Source organism: Wenzhouxiangella sp. YN9, assembly GCF_056324165.1.
Genome location: NZ_JBJNIP010000091.1, coordinates 69,566 through 89,725 on the forward strand (window position 1 = coordinate 69,566; position 20,160 = coordinate 89,725).

Below are 20,160 nucleotides of genomic sequence, written 5' to 3' on the forward strand. Positions count from 1 at the left end.
CATGCTCAATCGGACCACGCTTGCCCGACCTTACGCACGTGCCGCCTTCGAGGCGGCGCGCAATGCTGAAACGTTGCCGCGCTGGAGCGAGGCGCTCGAGCTGGCAGCCGAAATTGCCGCCACCGAAGAATTGCACTATCTCTCCGGAGATCCGCGCGTGGGTGGCGATCGGCTGCTTGAGCTGTTTGCCGATATTGGCGGCAAGCGCTTCGACGAGCAGTTCATCAACTTCATGAAGATGGTGATCACCAACGGGCGCCTGGAGCTTCTGCCGGAGATGGCTGCTCAGTACGAGCAGTATCGCCGTGAGGCCGAACAGCGCATCCGGGTGGAGGTGTACTCCGCCAGGCCGATGGATGACCAGGAAACCGCTGCGCTGGCCGAGCGCCTGAAAGCGCGCTTCGAGCGCGAGGTCGACGTGCATGTCGAAGTCGACGAGTCGCTGATCGGCGGCGCCGTGATCCGCGCCGGCGACAAGGTGATCGACGGCAGCGTACGCGGGCGCCTCGAGCAGCTGGGCCGGCGAATCAACGCTTAAGTGAATCGGTCGCGACAGGTACTGGGTCGGCGACCGCAATGAATCGAATGTTCAAGGATTGCAAAAATGCAGCAGACCCTCAACCCGACTGAAATTTCCGAACTGATCCGCAAGCGCGTCGAGCAGTTCGAAATCTCTTCTGAAGCGCGCACCGAAGGCACGGTGGTGAGCGTCTCCGACGGCATCTGTCGTCTCCACGGCCTGGCCGATGCCATGCAGGGGGAGATGATTGAATTCCCCGGCGACACCTACGGCCTGGCGCTCAACCTCGAGCGCGATTCCGTCGGTGCGGTGGTCATGGGCGATTACACCCACATCAAGGAAGGCGACACCGTGCGCTGCACGGGCCGCATTCTGGAGGTGCCGGTGGGTGACGCGCTGCTGGGTCGGGTGGTCGACTCGCTGGGCAGCCCGATCGACGGCAACGGCCCCATCGAGGCGGAAACCACCGAGCCGATCGAGAAGATCGCGCCGGGTGTGATTACCCGCCAGGGCGTCGACCAGCCGGTACAGACCGGCCTGAAGTCGATCGACGCCATGGTGCCGGTCGGCCGCGGTCAGCGCGAGCTGATCATCGGCGACCGTCAGACCGGCAAGACCGCGGTGGCGATCGACGCGATCATCAACCAGAAGGGCACCGGTATCAAGTGCATTTACGTGGCGGTGGGTCAGAAGAGCTCGTCGGTCGCCTCGGTGGTGCGCAAGCTCGAAGAGCACGGTGCGATGGAGCACACGATTGTCGTGGCCGCCAACGCCTCCGAGTCGGCGGCGCTGCAGTACATTGCGCCTTACGCCGGCTGCGCCATGGGCGAATACTTCCGTGACCGCGGCGAAGACGCGTTGATCGTCTACGACGACTTGACCAAGCAGGCCTGGGCCTACCGCCAGGTGTCGCTGCTGCTGCGTCGCCCGCCGGGCCGTGAAGCCTATCCGGGTGACGTGTTCTACCTGCACTCGCGCCTGCTCGAGCGCGCCTCGCGCGTCAACGCCGACTTCGTCGAAGAGAAGACCGGCGGCAAGGTCAAGGGCAAGACCGGTTCGCTGACCGCGCTGCCGATCATCGAAACTCAGGCCGGCGACGTGTCCGCGTTTGTTCCTACCAACGTCATTTCCATTACCGACGGCCAGATCTTTCTGGAAACCGACTTGTTCAACGCCGGCATCCGCCCGGCCATCAACGCCGGCCTTTCGGTCTCGCGGGTGGGTGGTGCTGCGCAGACCAAGATCATCAAGAAGCTTGGCGGTGGCGTTCGCCTGGCGCTGGCCCAGTACCGTGAGCTTGCGGCGTTCTCGCAGTTTGCCTCTGACCTTGACGAGGCGACCCGCAAGCAGCTCGAGCGCGGCCAGCGCATTACCGAGCTGATGAAGCAGGCGCAGTACACGCCCTTGTCGGTGGCAGAAATGGCGATCAGCCTGTTTGCCGGCAACGAAGGCTATCTTGACGACATCCCGCTGGAGAAAATCACTGACTTCGAGCTGGCGTTGCGCGACCACATGAACGCTACCCATGAGGATCTGATCAACAGGATCAACGAGTCCGGCGACTGGAATGATGAGCTCCAGAGCGAGATGACCAAGGCTCTGGATGAGTTCAAGAAGACCGGTAGCTGGTAAGCGCGAGCAGTGGCGGGACGCAGCGATGAAACCTGCGGGTCGAGCAGATGAGCGCAGACTCGGCTGATGGGGATGCCCATCACCACAGGCGCAGTTTCATGAAATCAAGCAACATGTGAGAGACGTATGAGCGGATCAAGAGAAATTGTCGGTCAGATCAAGAGCGTCAAGAACACGCGCAAGGTTACCAGCGCGCTGGAGATGGTCTCGGCCAGCAAGATCCGCAAGGCCACTGACCGCATGGAAGCCTCGCGGCCCTATGCCCGGATGATGCGCCAGGTGATCGGCCATCTGGCGCACGCGAACCCGGAGTATCGCCATCCATTCACGGTTGAGCCCGAAGAGGTCAATCGGGTGGCCTATGTGATCATGGCGAGCGATCGCGGCCTGTGTGGCGGGCTGAACAACAACCTGTTTCGCAAGCTCCTGGGAGATTTCCACGAGTGGCAGCAAAAAGGCGTCGAGGTCAGCACCGTGCTGATCGGGCGCAAGGCCTCTCAGTTCTTCCGCAACGTCAAAGTAGATGTGGCCGCCGCCACACAGGACCTGGGAGAACAGCCGCGCCTGGAAGATCTGATCGGACCCATCAAAGTGGTTCTCGACGGCTATCGGGAAGGCGAGATCGATCGCGTGTTCCTGTGCTACAACCATTTCGTCAACACCATGACGCAGGAAATCACGTCCGAACAGCTGTTGCCGCTGCCGCCGACCGAAGAGGAGCCCATGCTGCAGTACTGGGACTACCTCTACGAACCTGATGCCGAGCAGCTGCTCGACGATGTGCTGACCCGCTACGTCGAATCGCTGGTCTATCACGCAGCCCTGGAGAACGTCGCCAGCGAGCAGGCGGCGCGGATGGTGGCGATGAAGAGTGCATCCGACAATGCCAGCAACCTGATAGACGACCTGCAGCTGGCCTATAACAAGGCCCGCCAAGCTGCCATTACCCAGGAAATCTCGGAGATTGTCAGCGGCGCTGCCGCGGTCTGACCGGCCGCTGTCGCCTGCAACGAATTGAAAACCCGGCGGGGCCCGAAAGGTCCCGACCCAACAAACACTGAGGTCGAAGCATGAGTTCCGGAAAGATTGTTCAGATTATCGGCGCCGTCGTGGACGTGGAATTTCCGCGCGGTGAAGTCCCCAAGGTCTACGATGCGCTGACCGTCGACGACAGCGACATCATGCTGGAAGTCCAGCAGCAGCTCGGCGATGGCGTGGTGCGTACCATTGCGCTGGGTTCCACCGACGGCCTGATGCGTCACCGGCCGGTGACCAGCACCGGCGCACCCATCAGCGTGCCGGTCGGTACCAAGACCCTGGGCCGGATCATGGACGTTATGGGCAACCCGGTGGATGAAGCCGGAGAAATCGGTGAGGAAGAGCGCTGGCCGATTCACCGCCCTGCCCCGAGTTTCGAAGATCAGGCCGCCAGCAGCGAGCTGCTGGAGACCGGCATCAAGGTCATCGACCTGGTCTGTCCGTTTGCCAAGGGCGGCAAGGTCGGCCTGTTCGGCGGCGCCGGCGTGGGCAAGACGGTCAACATGATGGAGCTCATCCGCAACATCGCCATCGAGCACTCCGGTTACTCGGTGTTTGCCGGTGTCGGCGAGCGTACCCGCGAGGGTAACGACTTCTACCACGAGATGAAGGACTCCAACGTTCTCGACAAGGTGGCGCTGGTCTACGGCCAGATGAACGAGCCGCCGGGTAACCGCCTGCGCGTGGCCCTGACCGGCCTGACCATGGCCGAATACTTCCGTGAGGAAGGCCGTGACGTGCTGATGTTCATCGACAACATCTATCGTTACACCCTGGCCGGTACCGAAGTTTCGGCGCTGCTCGGTCGCATGCCGTCGGCCGTGGGTTACCAGCCCACGCTCGCTGAGGAAATGGGCGTGCTCCAAGAGCGCATCACCTCGACCAAGACCGGCTCGATCACTTCGATTCAGGCCGTTTACGTCCCCGCCGACGACCTCACCGACCCGTCGCCGGCCACAACCTTTGCTCACCTCGACGCCACCGTTGTGCTCTCGCGCCAGATCGCCGAGCTGGGCATCTATCCGGCCGTTGACCCGCTCGACTCGACTTCGCGCCAGCTCGACCCGCTGGTGGTCGGCCAGGAGCACTACGACGTGGCCCGTCAGGTGCAGGGCACGCTGCAGCGCTACAAGGAGCTCAAGGACATCATCGCCATTCTCGGCATGGACGAGCTCAGCGAAGAGGACAAGCTGACGGTTGCGCGCGCGCGCAAGGTCGAGCGCTTCTTCTCGCAGCCGTTCTTCGTGGCTGAAGTGTTTACCGGCTCCCCGGGCGTCTACGTTTCGCTGCAGGACACCATTCGCGGCTTCAAGGGCATTTGTGAAGGCGAATACGATCACCTGCCCGAGCAGGCCTTCTACATGGTCGGCACCATCGAAGAGGCCGTGGAGAAGGGCGAGAAGATGGCAGAGAAAGCGGCGTAATGGCGCTCACCGCCTCGGCCCTCGCTTCACGGCCAGGGTCCCGGGCACAATACGCAGCTTCGGAGTAGCTTAAGGAATGGCATCAACAATTCATTGCGATATCGTCAGCGCTGAAGCCGAGATCTTCTCGGGTTCAGCCAGCATGGTCGTGGTCACTGGCGAGGAAGGCGAGCTGGGCATTGCGCCGCGGCATGCGCCGCTGCTCACGCGGCTGAAGCCGGGTCAGGTTCGCGTCATGCTGCCCGAGGGCGGGGAAGAGTTCTATTACATTTCCGGGGGGCTGCTGGAAGTGCAGCCGCACGTGGTCACGGTCCTGTCAGACACGGCCTCGCGGGCTGGCGATCTTGACGAGGCCGCGGCGCTGAAGGCCAAGGAAGACGCCGAGAAAGCACTCTCCGATCGTCAGGCCGGCATGGAAGTGGCCGAGGCCCAGGCCCAGCTGGCCGAAGCGGTTGCGCAGCTTGCCGCCCTGGAGCGCCTGCGCCGTTCGCTCAAGCGTTGAGTGTGGCCCGGTTGCCGGAGCTCTCCTCCCCGAGCGCGGCGCCATGATCGATGACGCCGCCGAACTCACACGCCGACTGCACCAGCTTCGTGAAGAGCACCGCGACCTCGATCAGGCGATCGAGCGCATGGCCGACGATCCCGCCTTCGACCAGCTTCAGCTGCGCCGGCTGAAAAAGCGAAAGCTCCGCCTCCGCGACCACATTGCCTGGTACGAAAGCCGGCTGATCCCCGATCTCGACGCCTGAGCATGGCCGCAGTCGTGCGGTTGCCGGGCGCTGCGGCCGGTTAGCCCGCTTCGCGCAGCCGAACGACGAACTCGGTCAGATACCAGGTGGTGCCCGACTCGAAGGCGGAGTCGCTCAGGCCATAGACCCAGATTCTCCCGGTCGCGTCGCTGCGGACGGCAAAGGCCTGGCCGGCGGTCGAGACGCGCTTGAGCCGCCACGGTCGATGGTCAGCGCTGCAGTACGATTCATCCGCTCCATTGGCCATATCGCCGGCGCTCAGGGCGCGCTTGCCCGGCTTTGCCTGCTGCCCGAGATCCAGCGCCGGCCGGCGGAAGCCGTCCACCAGGACATGGCCGGGTTTTTCGGTGGCCGCACCCAGGCGCATGTAGACCGATTCGCCCGGCGAGCCGCCGGCCCCGGAACAGTTGTCAGGTACGCTGGTGGCAAACTGCATTTCCAGCTCGAGTTCATAGCGCGTGTCGGGCTCCAGACCGTCAACGGGCCGCATCAGCAGCATCATCAGATCATCGGAGCGGTTGTCGCCGCTGATGCGCATACCCGACAGCTCTTGCCAGGGTTCGGGCAGTGCAGCATATCCCGACGCCAGTTTGTAGAACGTTTCTTCGCCGTCCGGGTAATCAAAAAATGCGGCTTCGAAACCCGGCGATGACTCGCTGGGTTGCCAGCGCCGCTGTTGTTCCCAGCCCGCTGCCTGTGCGCAATGGGCACCGTCAATGCGCGTCAGCCGGCTGAGCGCGATCTTTCCGGACTGATAGGCCGGATCGATCGGTTCATAGGAAAGCGTCGCGCTTTCGCAACTGCCGAGCTGGAAGGTCACCTGGCCCCAGGTTGTACCCTTCACGCTGGAGCTGTTGAAGTCCGGAGGAAACGCCGTGCCGGAGAAACGGCTCAGTTCGGCGTGCAGCGTGTCGCCCTCGATCTCGCCGGTGCCGAACAGCCACAATGGCTCACCGGCCTGATCGAAGGTGTACCAGGCCAATAGCCCACGACTGAGGTCGAGGACTTCTAGCTGCAGCCCGTGACCCGGTTGCTCGGCGTTGTACCAGTTGCCGCTGGTATCACCATTGATCACCGCCGCCGACACGGGCGCAGCGAACGTCAATGACCCCAGCACGGCCGCCGATACGAGGATGGATCGAAGACTTTTCACCACTCCAGACTCCCGCGACATTTATGTATCCAATAAGCGAGGTTTGTCACGATACCCGTCGGCCCGAGAGCGGTCAATACGCAAATCGTTGCCGATGAGGTGCCAGTTGTCAGCCACGTTATGGAAGCCGGTTTGGCAATATGCGATACTACTCTGCTCCGTACGCTGCGGTACTGCGCTGGCGTACGTTGTCCGGGTTTCCCGTCCGCGTTTTCCCGTCCACGTCTACCAAGGAGAGCCCAGGTGTCTGAACGCAAACTCACTCTGACTGACCCCGAATCAGGAAAAACCCTTGACCTGCCGGTGGTTGCCGGTACTGAAGGCGACCCGACGCTCGATATCAGTCGGCTGCATTCCGAGTTGGGCTACTTCACCTATGACCCGGGTTATGGCGCAACCGCCAACTGTCAGAGCGATATCACCTATATCGACGGGGACGCCGGCATCCTGCGCTACCGGGGCTACCCGATCGAGCAGCTTGCCGAGCATTCGAGCTTCCTGGAGGTGTCCTATCTGCTGCTCTACGGCGAGCTGCCGACCAGCGATCAGTTCGCCACTTTCGAGCGCGACATCACCTATCACACGATGGTCCACGAGAAGCTCAACAGCTTCATTTCGGGCTTCCACTACAACGCCCATCCGATGGCCATTCTCTCCGGCGTGGTGGGCTCGATGGCGGCGTTCTATCACGACAAGCTCGACGCCAGCGATCCGGAGCAGCGAGACCTGGCTGCCAAGCGCCTGATCGCCAAGATGCCAACGATTGCGGCGGCTGCCTATCGCCACTACATGGGCTGGCCCAGCGCCTATCCGCGCAACTCGCTGAACTACTCCGAGCGCTATCTCGACATGATGTTCTCGGTGCCGGCCGAAGATTACGAAGTCAATCCGGTCGCGGCCCGGGCGCTGGATCTGTTGTTCATCCTGCATGCCGACCACGAGCAGAACGCCTCGACCTCGACCGTGCGCCTGGTTGGCTCGACCGGCGCCAACCCTTATGCGTGCACGGCCGCCGGCATTGCGGCGCTCTGGGGGCCCGCCCACGGCGGCGCCAACGAGGCCGTGCTCAATATGCTCAACGAGATCGGTGATGTCAGTCAGGTCGGCAAATATGTCGACAAGGCCAAGGACAGGAGTGACTCGTTCCGTCTGATGGGCTTCGGGCATCGCGTGTACAAGAATTTCGACCCGCGCGCGAAGATCATTCGCAAGGCCGCATACGAAGTGCTCGAAGACCTGGGTCAGTCCGATCCCCTGCTCGATCTGGCCATGGAGCTGGAAAAGATCGCCCTGGAAGACGACTATTTCGTCGAACGCAAACTCTATCCGAACGTCGATTTCTACTCGGGCATCATCTACAAGGCGCTGGGCATTCCCCAGAGCATGTTCACCGCCATGTTCGCGGTCGGCCGCACCGTCGGCTGGGTCAGCCAGTGGCTCGAGCAGTCGGCCACGCCGCACCGCATCGGCCGGCCGCGCCAGGTATATACGGGCGCAGGCGAGAGGGAGTACACACCGATCGAGCGCAGAGGCTGAGGCCGAGGCCGCAAATTCCGGATACGAAGCACCAGATCCGAAGCAAACTACAAGCACGAAATTCGAAGCGGTTGGGTTCCTGCGCGCTGCCATGAGGGCTCGAGCGGAACCGTCTCTGACATTCAACCATTGGAGTTTCGTGCTGGTTTCGGATCTGGTGCTTCGGGTTTCGATTTTTCCGACCTGTTCATCACCCGGGTTTCAGGGTTACAGAAACAGGTCGGGTAACAGCTCCTTCCCCGGCTGAACCGCGTACTGATCGAGGTCGGTCACGCCCATCTTCTCGAGCACCTCGTCGTCGATGAAGAAGTTGCCGCTGACCTCGCGCGAGCGCTGCGCGAGAACCCAGTGAGCGGCGTCGGCCATGATTTCGGGCTTGCGGCAGTTTTCCGGCTTGACAGCGTCGCCCAGCATGGCCAGGGCGGCGGTGGCGATGACGGTCCGTGGCCACAGCGCGTTGACCGCAATGCCCTGCTCGCGAAACTCCTCGGCCATGCCCAGCACGCACATGCTCATGCCGTACTTGGCCATGGTGTAGGCCACGTGCGGCGCGAACCATTTCGGCTCCATGTTCAAAGGCGGTGACAGGTTCAGGATGTGGGGGTTGTCGGCCTTGACCAGATACGGCAACGCTGCCTGTGAGCAAACGAAGGTGCCGCGGGTGTTGACCTCATGCATGAGGTCGTAGCGCTTCATCGGCACCTCAGGCGTCGGGGCCAGGTAGATTGCCGAGGCGTTGTTGACCAGCGCGTCGATACCGCCGAAGGCTTCGGCGGTTTTCGCCATGGCGTCGGCAACCGCCTGCTCGTCACGGATGTCGACCTTCAGCGCCAGTGCGCAACCGCCGGCGGCCTCGATTTCCTCGGCCGCGGTATGTATGGTGCCGGGCAGTTTGGGGTGGGGCCGGTCCGTCTTGGCGGCAACGGCGACGTTGGCGCCGTCAGCGGCGGCCTTGCGCGCGATGGCCAGGCCGATACCGCGCGACGCGCCGGTAATGAACAGGGTCTTGCCTTTCAATGATGCGGTCATGAGTTTACGGTTCCTCAAATGGGGCTGACAGCCTATCCTAATGGCCCCGACCCGCATTCGCACGCACGCGTTCTGGATCAACCGGCATGGAAGCGACCCTGATCGATCGAGTATTCGAGCTGGTCCAGACCAATAAGGGCTGGCTCATCGGCCTGTCGGCGGTGTTCGCCTACTTCGAGTCTCTGGCGGTCATCGGTCTGCTGTTGCCGGGTGTGCTGCTGCTGTTCATCATCGGGGCGGTGGTCAGCGGCGATATGTCGTTGTTCCTGCTGTGCTGGTTGTCGGCCTTCATCGGTGCGCTCGGTGGCGACTGGACAAGCTACTGGGTGGGGCGACGCCATCGCGCCCGGATCGATGGCTGGCCCCTGCTGCGGCGCCACCCGGAGCTGATGGCGCGCGCCCGGCAGGCGGTGGCGCGGCATGGCGCAAAGGGCGTGTTCGTTGGCCGCCTGCTGGGGCCGACAAGGCCGGTCAGCGCGCTCATCGCCGGCGCCATGAACCTTTCCCCGCGAACCATGTTACTGGCCACCGTTCCCGCCTGCGCGGTGTGGGTGCCGATCTACATGCTGCCGGGGCTGCTGTTTGGCGCATCGCTGGAGCTGGCCGCGGAATTTGCCGGCCGGCTGGTGCTGCTGCTGGTTCTGCTGCTGGTGCTGCTGTGGCTGGTGGTCTGGGCCACGCGCGTGGTCTATACCTACACCGCGCGGCGCAGCGGCTGGTGGCTGCGCAGTCTCATTCGCTGGTCGCTGGAGCATCCGCTGATCGGCCATTGGGTCGCGCCGCTATTCGGTGGCTCTGGTCGGCGCGAGTTGCTGTCGGTCACGTTGCTGGGCCTGTTTCTGATGCTATGCCTGGCCGTGCTGATGGGCGTGTTGGTGGCCGTGCCGTTTGCAGCCGGAACCTTCGACGCCGAACGCCAGCTTGTTTCGGTTGCGGCCAGTCTGCGCAACCACGTGGCCGACCCGGTGATGATCGTTGTGGCGCTGGCCGCTGATCTGCGCGTGGTCACGCTGGTGGTGGGAGGCATGGCGTTGCTGATGCTCGCTCTCGGCCGCGGCAACGCCGCCGCACACTGGCTGGCCGCCGCGGTGGGCGGCTGGTTGTTGGCCGAGCTGCTCAATGCCTGGTTCGGGTTTCTGTTCCAGGCCCCCGGAGCTGCGCCCGGGTATGGTGAGGTCCCGCATCGCGGTCTGACCCTGGCGACCGTGATGTTCGGGTTTTTTGCCGTCATGGTGTCCAAGGACATGCGTGCGTCCCGAAGAAAATGGCCCTACCTGGTCAACTCCGCGTTGTTGGCCCTGGTGTCTTTTGCCAGCTTTTATCTGGGCCTGGTTACCCCGCTGGGGCTGGTGGCGGCGCTGGCGTTGGGGGGTGGCTGGCTGGCCATGGTGGGCATCGGCTATCGCCAGCGGGCGTTGCCTCGTCGGCATCCGGGCATGCTGGCCGTGCTGTTCTACGGACTGTTGATCGCGGTGACGGCTTTCGAGGTTGATGGCGGCTATCAGCGGCTGGCCGCGCAGACGCGCCTGGAACTGCCGCGCCAGACGCTGGCGCCGGAAGCCTGGCGGGAGGAAGGCTGGCAGCGCCTGCCGACCTTTCGCTCGCGGCTTGGGAGCCGCCGGGGGCAGCGTTTCGACTTTCAATATGCCGGTCCCCGGTCCCGGCTGGTCGCGCAGCTGGACGAGGCCGGATGGCGCCGGCCTGAAAGCCGCTCTCTGCGCTGGTCAGCGCTGCTGAGCCCGCGTTCGGGCGCCGATCAGATGCCGCATTTGCCGCGTGATTTCGCCGGCCGTCCCGAAGACCTGATCATGGTTCGCGACCGTGGCGATGGCCGCCGCGCGGTCGTCCGCTTGTGGGCTTCGGGCGCCGCGCTGGGGAGTGAGGATACACCGGTCTGGCTAGGCCAGGTACGTATCGAGGCCGTGGACGATCTGCTCGGCCTGTTCAATCGCTGGCGTGATACCGGCGAAGGCGAAGCGGCGATCCGGGCCCTCGAGGATTCGCTCGACGGCTTCGAAGCGCGTCTGGTGGGCGATCCGCCGCTGCGTCTGATCAGGGCAGCGCCGGAAAACTGAGTCGGCGCTCAGTCGTGGTCTTCGCCGGCGTCCTGCAGCAGGCTGATCAGGCCTTCCAGCCGGGCAACCGGATCGGTCATTTCAAGCAGGGCCTGGGCGTGCTCTTCTGCAAGCGCAAGGCTGGCGGCCAGAGCGCGCCCCAGGCTGCTGGCATCCTCGATGTCGACCTCGAGGTTATCGGCCAGTTCGCGCTGGCGCAGCAGCTCCTGCATCAGGGTCTGCAGGGCAGCAAAGCGCGGCGGCACGGGAACGGCCGGTTCCGGCGGGAGCCAGTCGACGGCGCCAATCAGCAGGCCGTCGTCGCGAGCATGAGTGTCGCGGATCAGAAAGCGCCGCTGCCCGCGGCAGGTCACGCCCAGCAAGCCGTCGTCGAGCTGGTCGAAATCGATCATCATCGCCTCGGTGCCGATACGCGCATGCGCCGCGCGGCCTTCCTGCTCACCAGGCCAGGCGCAGACCACGCCGAAGCCGGCGCCTGAACGCGCGCAATCGCGCACCATGTCGAGATAGCGCTGTTCGAAGATGCGCAGGCTCAGCGGTGCGCCGGGAAAGAGCACCGTCTTGAGCGGGAACAGGGGCAGCTTTTCGCGGCTCACTCCAGGGCCTCGAAAAATCGCCGCGGTGCGCGCTCGAAGCCGCGGTTGCTCATGAAAATCACGTGATCGCCCGGTCGGGCTTCGGCCAGCAGGTCTTCAATGAGATTGTCGACCCGGCTGCGCGGGCGGCCCTGGCTCCCGGTTCTTTCGATGACCTCGTGCGGATCCCAGTCCATGCCGTCGGAGCTGCGCAGCCAGATGAAATCGGCAGCGGTCAGGGACGATGGCAGGTCGGCAACGTGAAACCCGGCGCGCATGGTGCTGCTTGCCGGTTCGAGAGCGACCAGAATGCGCGCGTTCCCGACCGCGCGGCGCAGGCCCTCGAGGGTCAGCCGGATGGCCGTGGGATGGTGGGCAAAATCATCGTAGACATGAATGCCGCCGCGCTCGCCGAGCAGCTCCAGACGGCGCTTGACGCCGCGAAACTCGGCCAGCGCTGCCAGCGAAGTGGATGGTTCGACCCCGGCCGCTTCCGCGGCGGTAATGGCGGCCAGCGCATTGAGCGCATTGTGGCGTCCGGTCAGTGACCACTCGAGCGAGCCGATCAGCTGGTCGTTCCGGTGGAGCGACAGCCGGCGCCCAGCGGGGTCGTCGAGCTTGATCTGCCACTCTCCGGATGGCTTGTCGTGCAGCCCGAATCCGGCCACGGGCGTCCAGCAGCCGCGATCGAGCACTGCCTGCAGGTTGTTGTCATCCGCGTGCACGACCAGTTTGCCGTTACCCGGAATGGTGCGCACCAGATGATGGAACTGGGTCTGAATCGCCGCCAGGTCGGGGTAGATATCGGCGTGATCGAATTCCAGGTTGTTGAGCACCGCGATGCGCGGGCGGTAATGCACGAACTTGGCGCGCTTGTCGAAAAAGGCGGTGTCGTATTCGTCGGCCTCGACCACGAACAGATCCTCACCGGTTCGTGCAGAAAGCTCGAAGTTGACCGGAATGCCGCCGATCAGGAATCCGGGATTGCGTCCGGCGTATTCGAGAATCCAGGCCAGCATGCTGGCGGTGGTCGTCTTGCCGTGGGTGCCGGCGACCGCCAGTACCGTGTGGTGACGCAGATAGGTCTCGCCCAGCCAGCGCGGCCCGGAGGCGAAAGGGATGTCGTTGTTTAGTACGTACTCAACGGCAGGGTTGCCTCGGCTGAGCGCGTTGCCGATGATGACCAGATCGACATCGTCGGGGATGTCGCCCGGGTCGTAGCCTTCGCGCAGCTCGATTCCGAGCGCTTCGAGCTGAGTACTCATGGGCGGGTAGACGTTCTGGTCCGAGCCGCTGACCTGGTGGCCATCGGAGCGCGCCAGGGCGGCCAGTCCGCCCATGAACGTGCCACAAATGCCGAGAATATGAATTTTCACAATGGACCTGCTATCGAAGTGATGACGTACATCGAGACGGCAAACAGTATGACCGCCACGGCGAGGCCGGCGGCAAACGAGGTATCCAGCGCGTGGCGCCAGATATGACCGTCGACTGAAAATGACCAGAAAAAAAGCACCAGGCTGACGATGGTGGCCAGCGCGCCGGGTGCGTCGCCGCTTACGGTCGAAAGTGGCAGCGACAGCAGTGACAGCAGTGCGCTGGTGCCGAACAGAGCGCTGACGGTCTGCGCCCAGCGCGCCGGGCGTCCGCGCAGGCCGAGGACAATGCGCGCCAGAACCAGCGGCAGAACGGCGGCCAGCGCAAGAACGGCGACCGGATTTTCTGCCTGGCCAGTCAATGAGAGCGAGATTCCGGTGACGATGATGTAGAGCGCCATGGTCAGCGTTACCGGCCGCCTGCCCGCGGGCAGGTGTTGCGGGCCGCTGCTGAGGATCAGGATGCCGACCAGACGGGAGAGGAGTTCAGACATGAGCAATCATGATTCTCGCCTTGAGGTGGTCGGCTGTCGAGGCCCGGTGTGCCCGGCACCGATCTGGCGAGTGCGCCAGGCGCTGCAGCATCTTGCTGCCGGTACCGAGGTGCAAGTGGGGGCCACGGAGCCGCCAGACGAGCTCGATCCTGCCGTATTCTTTCAGCGCAACGGCCACGAGCTGTTGCATGCCCAGACGCGAGAGCAGGTGTGGTACGCCAGGCTTCGCGTCAGGTCAGCGCCTCGGTCAGGCGCTGATTGATTTCCTCGACTCCGCCGATACCGTCGACTCGGGTCAGCAGGCCCTGGCGGGCGTAGTGCTCCGACAGGGGCGCCGTCTTTTCGCGATAGACTGCCAGGCGGTTGCGGATGACGTCCTCGGTATCGTCTGCGCGTCCTTCTTCCCGGGCCCGTCCAGCCAGCCGTTCAACGATCTGTTCTTCGTCCACGACCAGCTCCAGTGCCCGGTCGATCGGCTGCTCCAGGCGAGCAAGCAGTCCGTCCAGCGCTTTGGCCTGGGCGAGATTGCGGGGGTAGCCGTCGAGAATGAAGCCGGGCTCGGCCTCTGGTTGGGCCAGCTTTTCCTCTATCAGGCCCAGTACCAGCTCATCGGACACCAGCTCGCCGGCATCCATGGCCGCCCTGGCCTGCTTGCCGAGCTCCGAGCCTTCGGCTACCGCGGCCCGCAGCAGCTCGCCGGTGGAAATATGCGGCACACCCAGCTTCTCCTTGAGGAGGGTGGCCTGAGTGCCCTTGCCTGAGCCGGGTGGGCCAAGTAGTACGATACGCATGGTCGTTCACGGGCGCGCTGGCGCGCGGTTGTGTAGTCAAGCCGACAAAACTAACGCCGAAGGGGTGGGGTGTCAAATGCAGACTTCCCTTGCGCCGGCCGCACCCGGTTCGGCGCTGGTGGTATCAGGTGTCTGTTGACTGGTTCGCCGACTGGCTGGCCAGCGAACACAGCGAGGATTCGCTATCCTCTGAAGCAGGCTTCGATCCCGAGCAGCTCGCCATGTCCGGAAAAAACATCCTCTACGCACAATCCGGCGGGGTGACCCCGGTCATCAATGCCACGGCCGCGGCGATGATCGAGCGCGCGCGTGCCAGCGGCGGCCGTGTTGGTCGGGTGCTGGCAGCCCGGGACGGCATCATCGGCGCGCTCGAGGAGCGCTTGATCGACACCGCCCAGCTCGGCGAGCCGGAGCTGGCGGCGCTCAATCACACGCCCGGGGGCGTGTTCGGCTCCTGTCGCTACAAGCTCAGGTCGATTGACGAAAACCAGCGCGAGTACGAGCGCCTGATCGAGGTTTTCCGGGCGCATGATATCGGCACCTTCTTGTACAACGGCGGCAACGACTCGGCCGACACCGCCTGGAAGATCTCGCAGATCGGTGACCGGCTGGGCTTTCCCGTGCAGTGCATCGGCATTCCCAAGACCATCGACAACGATCTGATGGTGACCGACAACTGCCCCGGCTTCGGCTCGGTCGCCAAGTACGTGGCAGTGTCCATTCTGGAGGCCAGCCTTGATGTGATGGCGATGGCTTCGAGTTCGACCAGGGTCTTCATCATGGAGGTCATGGGGCGCCACGCCGGCTGGATCGCTGCGGCCGGCGGACTGGCCGCCCGCGAACAGGGTGACCCGCCGCAGGTGATCCTGTTTCCAGAAGTGCCCTTTGACCGCGAAAAATTCAGCGCGCGCGTTCGTCGCTCGGTGGCGGAGAACGGCTACTGCTCGGTGGTTGTTTCCGAGGGGGCGCGTACGGCCGATGGCAGCTTGCTGGCCCACGCCGGCACTACCGACGCCTTCGGTCACAAGCAGCTCGGTGGCGTCGCGCCGATGATCGCTGACCTGGTCAAGGCTGATCTCGGCTACAAGTGCCATTGGGCGGTCTGTGATTATCTGCAGCGTTCGGCGCGCCATATCGCCTCGGCAACGGATCTGGCGCATGCGCGTGCGGTCGGCGAGGCGGCCGTCGAGCTCGCGATCGCTGGAAAGTCAGGCGTGATGCCGGTCATCAAGCGCTCCAGCGATGAGCCGTATCGCTGGCGGGTCGAGGCGGCGCCGCTGTCGGAGATTGCCAACCGCGAGAAGAAAATGCCGCCCACGTTCATCAGTCCCGATGGTTTCGGCATTACCCCGGAGTGCCGTGCCTACCTTGCTCCGCTGATCCGCGGCGAGGCTTATCCGGCCTACGGTGAGGACGGCTTGCCCGGCTATGTCCGACCGCCCCTGGCCGACCTCGAACGCAAGCTCGCGCGCTTCGAGTTGCAGGGCAATGGTCGCTGATTATTGGGTCTGCCATACATGTTCGGATCGAGCATTGGATAATCCGATGCAGATGGATTGATTCCGGCGGCACAAGCCGCTAATCTGCCGGGCCTTGGTCATTCACGAAAACTGGCGTTCCAATGTCATCCAAACTGCAAGCGCTCAATGAGTGGGTCAACCGGGTTGCTGAACAAACCCGTGCGGCCCGGGTTCACTGGTGTGGCGGGTCCGAGGCGGAAAACCGGAAGCTGATCGAGGTCATGCTCGAGTCCGGCGATCTGGAGCGCCTCAATCCCGAAACGCATCCCGATTGTTTCCTGCATCGCTCCGACCCGTCGGATGTCGCTCGCGTGGAGCATCTGACCTACGTCTGCACGGAGCGTGAGGAAGACGCCGGCCCCAACAACAACTGGATGGCGCCAGCGCAGGCTCAAGCGCTGATGAAGGGCCTGTTCGCCGGCTGCATGGACGGGCGCACGATGTACGTGGTGCCCTACTGCATGGGGCCCCTCGAGTCGCCGTTTTCGCGCTGCGGCGTCGAGATCACCGACAGCCCTTACGTGGTGGCCAACATGCGCCTGATGACGCGCATGGGCCGCGAGGCGCTGGCCCGGATCGAGCGCGAGGGCACTTTCGTCAAGGGCCTGCACTCGACCGGTGAGCTGGATCCCGATCGCCGCTACATCATGCACTTTCCCGAGGAGCTCAGCATTCAGAGTTTCGGCTCGGGCTACGGCGGCAATGCCTTGCTGGGCAAGAAGTGCCACGCTTTGCGCATCGCCAGCTATCAGGCTCGCAGCGAAGGCTGGCTGGCCGAACACATGCTGATCGTCGGCATCGAGAATCCCGCCGGCGAGATCCGTTATGTGGCCGGTGCGTTTCCTTCCGCCTGCGGCAAGACCAATCTGGCCATGCTGATTCCGCCCGAGGCCTATCGGGAAAAGGGATGGAAGGTCTGGACGGTGGGCGACGACATCTGCTGGCTTCAGCCCGGCGCCGATGGTCGCCTGTGGGCGATCAATCCCGAAGCCGGTTTCTTTGGGGTCACGCCGGGTACCAGCGAAAAGACCAATCCCAACGCGCTCGCCATGCTGGATCGCGAGACGATCTTTACCAACGTGGCGGTGACCGAAGACAATCAGCCGTGGTGGGAAGGCCTGGATGACCGCAAGCCGGCGCGGGACTGGCAGGGCCGCCCCTTCGATGACCGGAACGGCCCGGCGGCGCACCCCAATTCACGCTTTACCGTGTCGATCAAACGCTGCCCGAGCTATTCCGAGCAGGCGGAGAATCCCGACGGTGTGCCGATCGACGCGATCATCTTCGGTGGCCGGCGCGCCAGCCTGGCGCCTCTGGTGCTCGAGGCCCGCAACTGGTCCCACGGCGTGCTTGTCGGTGCCGGCATGGCCTCTGAAACCACCGCAGCGGCCACCGGTCAGGTCGGCGTGGTGCGGCGCGATCCGATGGCCATGAAGCCGTTCTGCGGCTATCACTTCGGCGACTACTGGGCGCACTGGCTCGAGGTCGGCAACAAGCTCAGCCGGCCGCCGAAGATCTTTCAGGTCAATTGGTTTCGTCGTGACGAGGACGGCCGTTTCATCTGGCCGGGCTTCAGCGACAACATGCGCGTGCTCGAGTGGATCATCGCGCGCTGCCGCGGCGAGGCCGACGCGGTGGAGACGCCCGTGGGTCATCTTCCCGATATCGCCTCGCTCAACCTCGAAGGCCTCGACGAGCGTCCGGACATGGAGCGGCTTCTGGCCGTTGATCCGGCCGAGTGGCGCGAGGAGCTCAAGGCGGTGGGTGCGCACCTCGACGCCTTCGGCGACCGCGTGCCCGAAGCGCTTGTCAACGAGCTCGAGGTCAGCCGTTCGGCGCTGAAGTAGCGCCCGGCTGGGGCGGGCGGTCGGCGGCTGTCGACAACCGCCTGCGGACAGCGTCCGGGCACTCTGCTAACATGGGCGCCGTCGGAGTAACAGGAAAATAAAAGCCAATGCGCGTCTGCACGCTTCCATGGTGGAAAGGTGTAGCTCTGGCCGTTGCTTTCGCCGCCAGCGCGACCGCGTGGGCAGCTCCGACAGGTTATGCCATCAATTCAAGGGGTTATGATCTCGACAGCTCACGAGTGGCCGCCTTGTGGGCAGTCGACCTGGCCACCGGCAAGGCGGATTATGTGGGCTGGACCGGGCGCGATTACTTCATCGATATCGAGGGGTTGGGGTTCGATGCGCAAGGGCGACTCTACGGCGCCGATGACAGCGAAGACACGCTCGTTCGCATCAGTACGAAAACCGGTAACGCCGCGCCCGTTGGCGGCTCGCGTGGCAATATGGGGGTCCCGGCCGGCGCCCATATGGATTTCGGTCTCACGTTCACCTGCCGAGGCGACCTGCTGATCTCATCATCGGGCAAGCAGGAGCTTTACCGGGCTGATCTGGAAACCGGTGAGCTGACTTCCATCGGCAGCCTGGGGGTGGCGATCGTGGATATGGCCAGTATCGGCGAGCGCGTGTTCGGGATCGGCCTGGGCACTGATGATCAGGGCAATGCGCTGACACCCAACCTCTACGAGATCGATACTGAACTGCCGGCCGCTGAGCTGATCGGCCCCCTGACCGGGGCGAGTCCCTACATTCAGGCCGGGCTGGCCGCCGATGAAGACGGCCAGCTGTGGGCCATTACCGACCGCAACAGCATTCCGCCTTCAACCGACAGGCTGCCCAGCGAAATTCTGCGCATCGACCCGGCAACGGGTGAGGCCACGCCCGTGGCCGAAACCATCGTTGGCATCGAATCTTTGGCCATTACCGGCCCCGGCAGCTGCGATGGCGATGACGCTGGTGCTGGCGCTGACGATCAGGCACACCCGGTTCCGGTGCTTTCCCCCGGGGTTCTGGCTCTGTTCGGGGCGCTGATGCTGGCGCTGGCGTACGCGCCGCTTCGCCGCCTGGCAGCAAGCTGATAAACTGACGGTTTCCCCGAACGGGTCGACTTCGGCCCCGAACCAGAGGTCAGACGCATGGGTATTCCTGGTATCAGTTGGCCCCAGATATTGATCATTCTTCTCATTGTGCTGCTGGTCTTCGGAACCAAGCGTATCCGTAACATCGGCAGCGACCTCGGCGGGGCCATCCGCGAGTTTCGCAAGGGGGTGGACGACAAGGGCGAGTCCGGCAGCGAGGCGCCAGACAAGGACGAGTCTGACGCCACCGAGTCGCAGGCGGCACGCAACGATGAGGGGCAGGCGCAGGGCGAATCGGCCTCGAAGCAGGAGCGCTGATCCGTGGGCGGTGTTGGCGTCAGCGAGCTGCTGCTGCTGGCCCTGATTCTGCTGCTGGTGGTCGGCCCGCAGCGCCTGCCCGAGGTGGCCCGCACCGTGGGGCGCTGGGCTGGGCACGCGCGCGGCGCCTGGGCCAGCCTGAAATCCGAATTTCAGGACGAAATGGACCGCGACCACAACCGTCGCATCCTCGAGGCAGAGCGGGCCAACAAGCCCGGTGACCCCGGAGACAAGGATCGGCATGAGCGAGAAGACAACGCGGACCGATCCTGAGCTTTCGCTGATCGATCACCTGGTCGAGCTGCGCAGCCGCCTGCTGCGGGCGGTGGCCGGGGTGGTTGTGGTGCTGTTGCTGCTGGTGCCCTTCGCCCGCCAGCTGTATGCCGTGCTGGCTGCGCCGCTGGTGCGCCACCTTCCCGAAGGCGGCAGCATGATTGCCGTCGACGTGGCCTCGCCTTTTCTCACGCCTTTCAAGCTGGTGCTGATTCTGGCGGTGTTCATCGCCATGCCCTGGGTGCTCTATCAGGTATGGGCCTTTGTCGCGCCGGGGCTGTATCGCCACGAGCAGCGCCTGGCCCGCCCTCTTCTGGGCATGGCCGTGGGCCTGTTCTTCGTCGGCTGCGCCTTCGCCTATTTCGTCGTCTTTCCGGTGGTGTTCGCGTTCTTTGCCAGCATGGCCCCCGAAGGCGTGGCGATGATGACCGACATCAACCGCTATCTGGACTTCGTGCTGACGCTGTTCATCGGTTTCGGGCTCGCCTTTCAGGTGCCGGTGGTCACGATCATTCTGGTTGCGCTGGGCGTGACCACGCCCGAGGCGCTGGGCCGGATCAGGGGCTATGTCGTCATCGGCGCCTTTACCGTGGCCATGTTCATGACCCCGCCGGACATGATCTCGCAGACCCTGCTGGCCCTGCCGGTGCTGGCGCTGTTCGAGCTGGGGATCATCGCCGCGCGTATTCTGGTGCGACAGCCGGATCAGCCCGACGACGCGCCGTGACTCGGCG

The 20,160-nt window shown here is 64.0% G+C and carries 21 protein-coding genes; 15 read left to right on the plus strand and 6 right to left on the minus strand.

Annotation, left to right across the window (positions count from 1 at the left end; genetic code table 11):
- The first annotated feature begins 1 nt into the window (after position 1).
- The 6 genes from ACEWQ0_RS07555 (at position 2) to ACEWQ0_RS07580 (ending at position 5,363) form a co-directional block, all read left to right on the plus strand.
- Positions 2 to 538: a F0F1 ATP synthase subunit delta gene (locus tag ACEWQ0_RS07555; RefSeq protein WP_476484980.1), complete on the plus strand. Its 537-nt coding sequence runs from the start codon at positions 2 to 4 to the stop codon at positions 536 to 538.
- Positions 539 to 604: 66 nt separating this feature from the next.
- Positions 605 to 2,152, plus strand: a complete 1,548-nt coding sequence (atpA, locus tag ACEWQ0_RS07560; RefSeq protein WP_476484981.1) for a F0F1 ATP synthase subunit alpha — start codon at positions 605 to 607, stop codon at positions 2,150 to 2,152.
- A 126-nt stretch (positions 2,153 to 2,278) separates the two neighbouring features.
- Positions 2,279 to 3,142: a F0F1 ATP synthase subunit gamma gene (atpG, locus tag ACEWQ0_RS07565; RefSeq protein WP_476482544.1), complete on the plus strand. Its 864-nt coding sequence runs from the start codon at positions 2,279 to 2,281 to the stop codon at positions 3,140 to 3,142.
- Between the two features lie 80 nt (positions 3,143 to 3,222).
- On the plus strand, positions 3,223 to 4,614 hold the full coding sequence (atpD, locus tag ACEWQ0_RS07570; protein ID WP_476482545.1) for a F0F1 ATP synthase subunit beta: 1,392 nt from the start codon (positions 3,223 to 3,225) through the stop codon (positions 4,612 to 4,614).
- A 76-nt stretch (positions 4,615 to 4,690) separates the two neighbouring features.
- Positions 4,691 to 5,116 (plus strand): F0F1 ATP synthase subunit epsilon, encoded by a 426-nt coding sequence (locus ACEWQ0_RS07575; protein WP_476482546.1) that lies wholly within the window; start codon positions 4,691 to 4,693, stop codon positions 5,114 to 5,116.
- 46 nt (positions 5,117 to 5,162) lie between these two features.
- Complete coding sequence (locus ACEWQ0_RS07580; RefSeq protein ID WP_476485029.1) at positions 5,163 to 5,363, plus strand: YdcH family protein; 201 nt, start codon at positions 5,163 to 5,165, stop codon at positions 5,361 to 5,363.
- A gap of 40 nt (positions 5,364 to 5,403) precedes the next feature.
- Here ACEWQ0_RS07580 and ACEWQ0_RS07585 read toward each other — a convergent pair whose 3' ends face one another.
- Positions 5,404 to 6,516 (minus strand): hypothetical protein, encoded by a 1,113-nt coding sequence (locus ACEWQ0_RS07585; RefSeq protein WP_476482547.1) that lies wholly within the window; start codon positions 6,514 to 6,516, stop codon positions 5,404 to 5,406.
- A 243-nt stretch (positions 6,517 to 6,759) separates the two neighbouring features.
- Between ACEWQ0_RS07585 and ACEWQ0_RS07590 the strand changes: the two genes are divergently transcribed.
- Positions 6,760 to 8,052, plus strand: a complete 1,293-nt coding sequence (locus ACEWQ0_RS07590; protein ID WP_476482548.1) for a citrate synthase — start codon at positions 6,760 to 6,762, stop codon at positions 8,050 to 8,052.
- Between the two features lie 207 nt (positions 8,053 to 8,259).
- On the opposite strand, the gene ACEWQ0_RS07595 is transcribed toward ACEWQ0_RS07590, so the two are convergent.
- A complete protein-coding gene (locus tag ACEWQ0_RS07595; protein WP_476484982.1) occupies positions 8,260 to 9,081 on the minus strand; it encodes an SDR family oxidoreductase in 822 nt (273 codons plus the stop codon).
- A gap of 86 nt (positions 9,082 to 9,167) precedes the next feature.
- Here ACEWQ0_RS07595 and ACEWQ0_RS07600 point away from each other — a divergent pair, with 86 nt between their 5' ends.
- On the plus strand, positions 9,168 to 11,156 hold the full coding sequence (locus ACEWQ0_RS07600; protein ID WP_476484983.1) for a VTT domain-containing protein: 1,989 nt from the start codon (positions 9,168 to 9,170) through the stop codon (positions 11,154 to 11,156).
- 8 nt (positions 11,157 to 11,164) lie between these two features.
- Here the strand turns inward: ACEWQ0_RS07600 and ACEWQ0_RS07605 are convergent, their stop codons facing one another.
- Genes ACEWQ0_RS07605 through ACEWQ0_RS07615 form a run of 3 tightly spaced genes read right to left on the minus strand, consistent with a single transcriptional unit; the run spans position 11,165 to position 13,601 of the window.
- Positions 11,165 to 11,752: an LON peptidase substrate-binding domain-containing protein gene (locus ACEWQ0_RS07605; protein ID WP_476482551.1), complete on the minus strand. Its 588-nt coding sequence runs from the start codon at positions 11,750 to 11,752 to the stop codon at positions 11,165 to 11,167.
- Positions 11,749 to 13,107: a UDP-N-acetylmuramate:L-alanyl-gamma-D-glutamyl-meso-diaminopimelate ligase gene (mpl, locus tag ACEWQ0_RS07610; protein WP_476484984.1), complete on the minus strand. Its 1,359-nt coding sequence runs from the start codon at positions 13,105 to 13,107 to the stop codon at positions 11,749 to 11,751. The genes ACEWQ0_RS07605 and mpl overlap by 4 nt, the downstream gene beginning before the upstream one ends.
- A complete protein-coding gene (locus tag ACEWQ0_RS07615; RefSeq protein WP_476482553.1) occupies positions 13,104 to 13,601 on the minus strand; it encodes a hypothetical protein in 498 nt (165 codons plus the stop codon). The genes mpl and ACEWQ0_RS07615 overlap by 4 nt, the downstream gene beginning before the upstream one ends.
- Here ACEWQ0_RS07615 and ACEWQ0_RS07620 point away from each other — a divergent pair.
- On the plus strand, positions 13,600 to 13,863 hold the full coding sequence (locus ACEWQ0_RS07620; RefSeq protein ID WP_476482554.1) for a sulfurtransferase TusA family protein: 264 nt from the start codon (positions 13,600 to 13,602) through the stop codon (positions 13,861 to 13,863). The genes ACEWQ0_RS07615 and ACEWQ0_RS07620 overlap by 2 nt on opposite strands.
- Here ACEWQ0_RS07620 and ACEWQ0_RS07625 read toward each other — a convergent pair.
- Entirely contained in the window at positions 13,832 to 14,392 is a 561-nt protein-coding gene (locus tag ACEWQ0_RS07625) for an adenylate kinase (protein ID WP_476482555.1), read from the minus strand. The genes ACEWQ0_RS07620 and ACEWQ0_RS07625 overlap by 32 nt on opposite strands.
- Before the next feature lie 221 nt (positions 14,393 to 14,613).
- Here ACEWQ0_RS07625 and ACEWQ0_RS07630 point away from each other — a divergent pair, with 221 nt between their 5' ends.
- From ACEWQ0_RS07630 to tatC, 6 genes are all read left to right on the plus strand, one after another.
- A complete protein-coding gene (locus ACEWQ0_RS07630; protein WP_476485030.1) occupies positions 14,614 to 15,891 on the plus strand; it encodes a 6-phosphofructokinase in 1,278 nt (425 codons plus the stop codon).
- A gap of 122 nt (positions 15,892 to 16,013) precedes the next feature.
- Complete coding sequence (locus ACEWQ0_RS07635) at positions 16,014 to 17,759, plus strand: phosphoenolpyruvate carboxykinase (GTP) (protein ID WP_476484985.1); 1,746 nt, start codon at positions 16,014 to 16,016, stop codon at positions 17,757 to 17,759.
- A 239-nt stretch (positions 17,760 to 17,998) separates the two neighbouring features.
- Complete coding sequence (locus ACEWQ0_RS07640) at positions 17,999 to 18,835, plus strand: NHL repeat-containing protein (protein WP_476484986.1); 837 nt, start codon at positions 17,999 to 18,001, stop codon at positions 18,833 to 18,835.
- Between the two features lie 90 nt (positions 18,836 to 18,925).
- Positions 18,926 to 19,153, plus strand: coding sequence for a twin-arginine translocase TatA/TatE family subunit (gene tatA, locus ACEWQ0_RS07645; RefSeq protein WP_476482558.1), 228 nt, complete (start codon positions 18,926 to 18,928; stop codon positions 19,151 to 19,153).
- 3 nt (positions 19,154 to 19,156) lie between these two features.
- Entirely contained in the window at positions 19,157 to 19,426 is a 270-nt protein-coding gene (tatB, locus tag ACEWQ0_RS07650; protein WP_476484987.1) for a Sec-independent protein translocase protein TatB, read from the plus strand.
- Positions 19,395 to 20,153: a twin-arginine translocase subunit TatC gene (tatC, locus tag ACEWQ0_RS07655; protein WP_476482560.1), complete on the plus strand. Its 759-nt coding sequence runs from the start codon at positions 19,395 to 19,397 to the stop codon at positions 20,151 to 20,153. The genes tatB and tatC overlap by 32 nt, the downstream gene beginning before the upstream one ends.
- Positions 20,154 to 20,160: the final 7 nt, after the last annotated feature.

Bases quoted from the DNA above. Each gene is read 5' to 3' on its own strand.
- ACEWQ0_RS07555 (WP_476484980.1), top strand. From the start codon at position 2: ATGCTCAATCGGACCACGCTTGCCCGACCTTACGCACGTGCCGCCTTC.
- atpA (WP_476484981.1), top strand. From the start codon at position 605: ATGCAGCAGACCCTCAACCCGACTGAAATTTCCGAACTGATCCGCAAG.
- atpG (WP_476482544.1), top strand. From the start codon at position 2,279: ATGAGCGGATCAAGAGAAATTGTCGGTCAGATCAAGAGCGTCAAGAAC.
- atpD (WP_476482545.1), top strand. From the start codon at position 3,223: ATGAGTTCCGGAAAGATTGTTCAGATTATCGGCGCCGTCGTGGACGTG.
- ACEWQ0_RS07575 (WP_476482546.1), top strand. From the start codon at position 4,691: ATGGCATCAACAATTCATTGCGATATCGTCAGCGCTGAAGCCGAGATC.
- ACEWQ0_RS07595 (WP_476484982.1), bottom strand. From the start codon at position 9,081: ATGACCGCATCATTGAAAGGCAAGACCCTGTTCATTACCGGCGCGTCG.
- ACEWQ0_RS07600 (WP_476484983.1), top strand. From the start codon at position 9,168: ATGGAAGCGACCCTGATCGATCGAGTATTCGAGCTGGTCCAGACCAAT.
- ACEWQ0_RS07620 (WP_476482554.1), top strand. From the start codon at position 13,600: ATGAGCAATCATGATTCTCGCCTTGAGGTGGTCGGCTGTCGAGGCCCG.
- ACEWQ0_RS07615 (WP_476482553.1), bottom strand. From the start codon at position 13,601: ATGTCTGAACTCCTCTCCCGTCTGGTCGGCATCCTGATCCTCAGCAGC.
- ACEWQ0_RS07625 (WP_476482555.1), bottom strand. From the start codon at position 14,392: ATGCGTATCGTACTACTTGGCCCACCCGGCTCAGGCAAGGGCACTCAG.
- ACEWQ0_RS07630 (WP_476485030.1), top strand. From the start codon at position 14,614: ATGTCCGGAAAAAACATCCTCTACGCACAATCCGGCGGGGTGACCCCG.
- ACEWQ0_RS07635 (WP_476484985.1), top strand. From the start codon at position 16,014: ATGTCATCCAAACTGCAAGCGCTCAATGAGTGGGTCAACCGGGTTGCT.
- tatC (WP_476482560.1), top strand. From the start codon at position 19,395: ATGAGCGAGAAGACAACGCGGACCGATCCTGAGCTTTCGCTGATCGAT.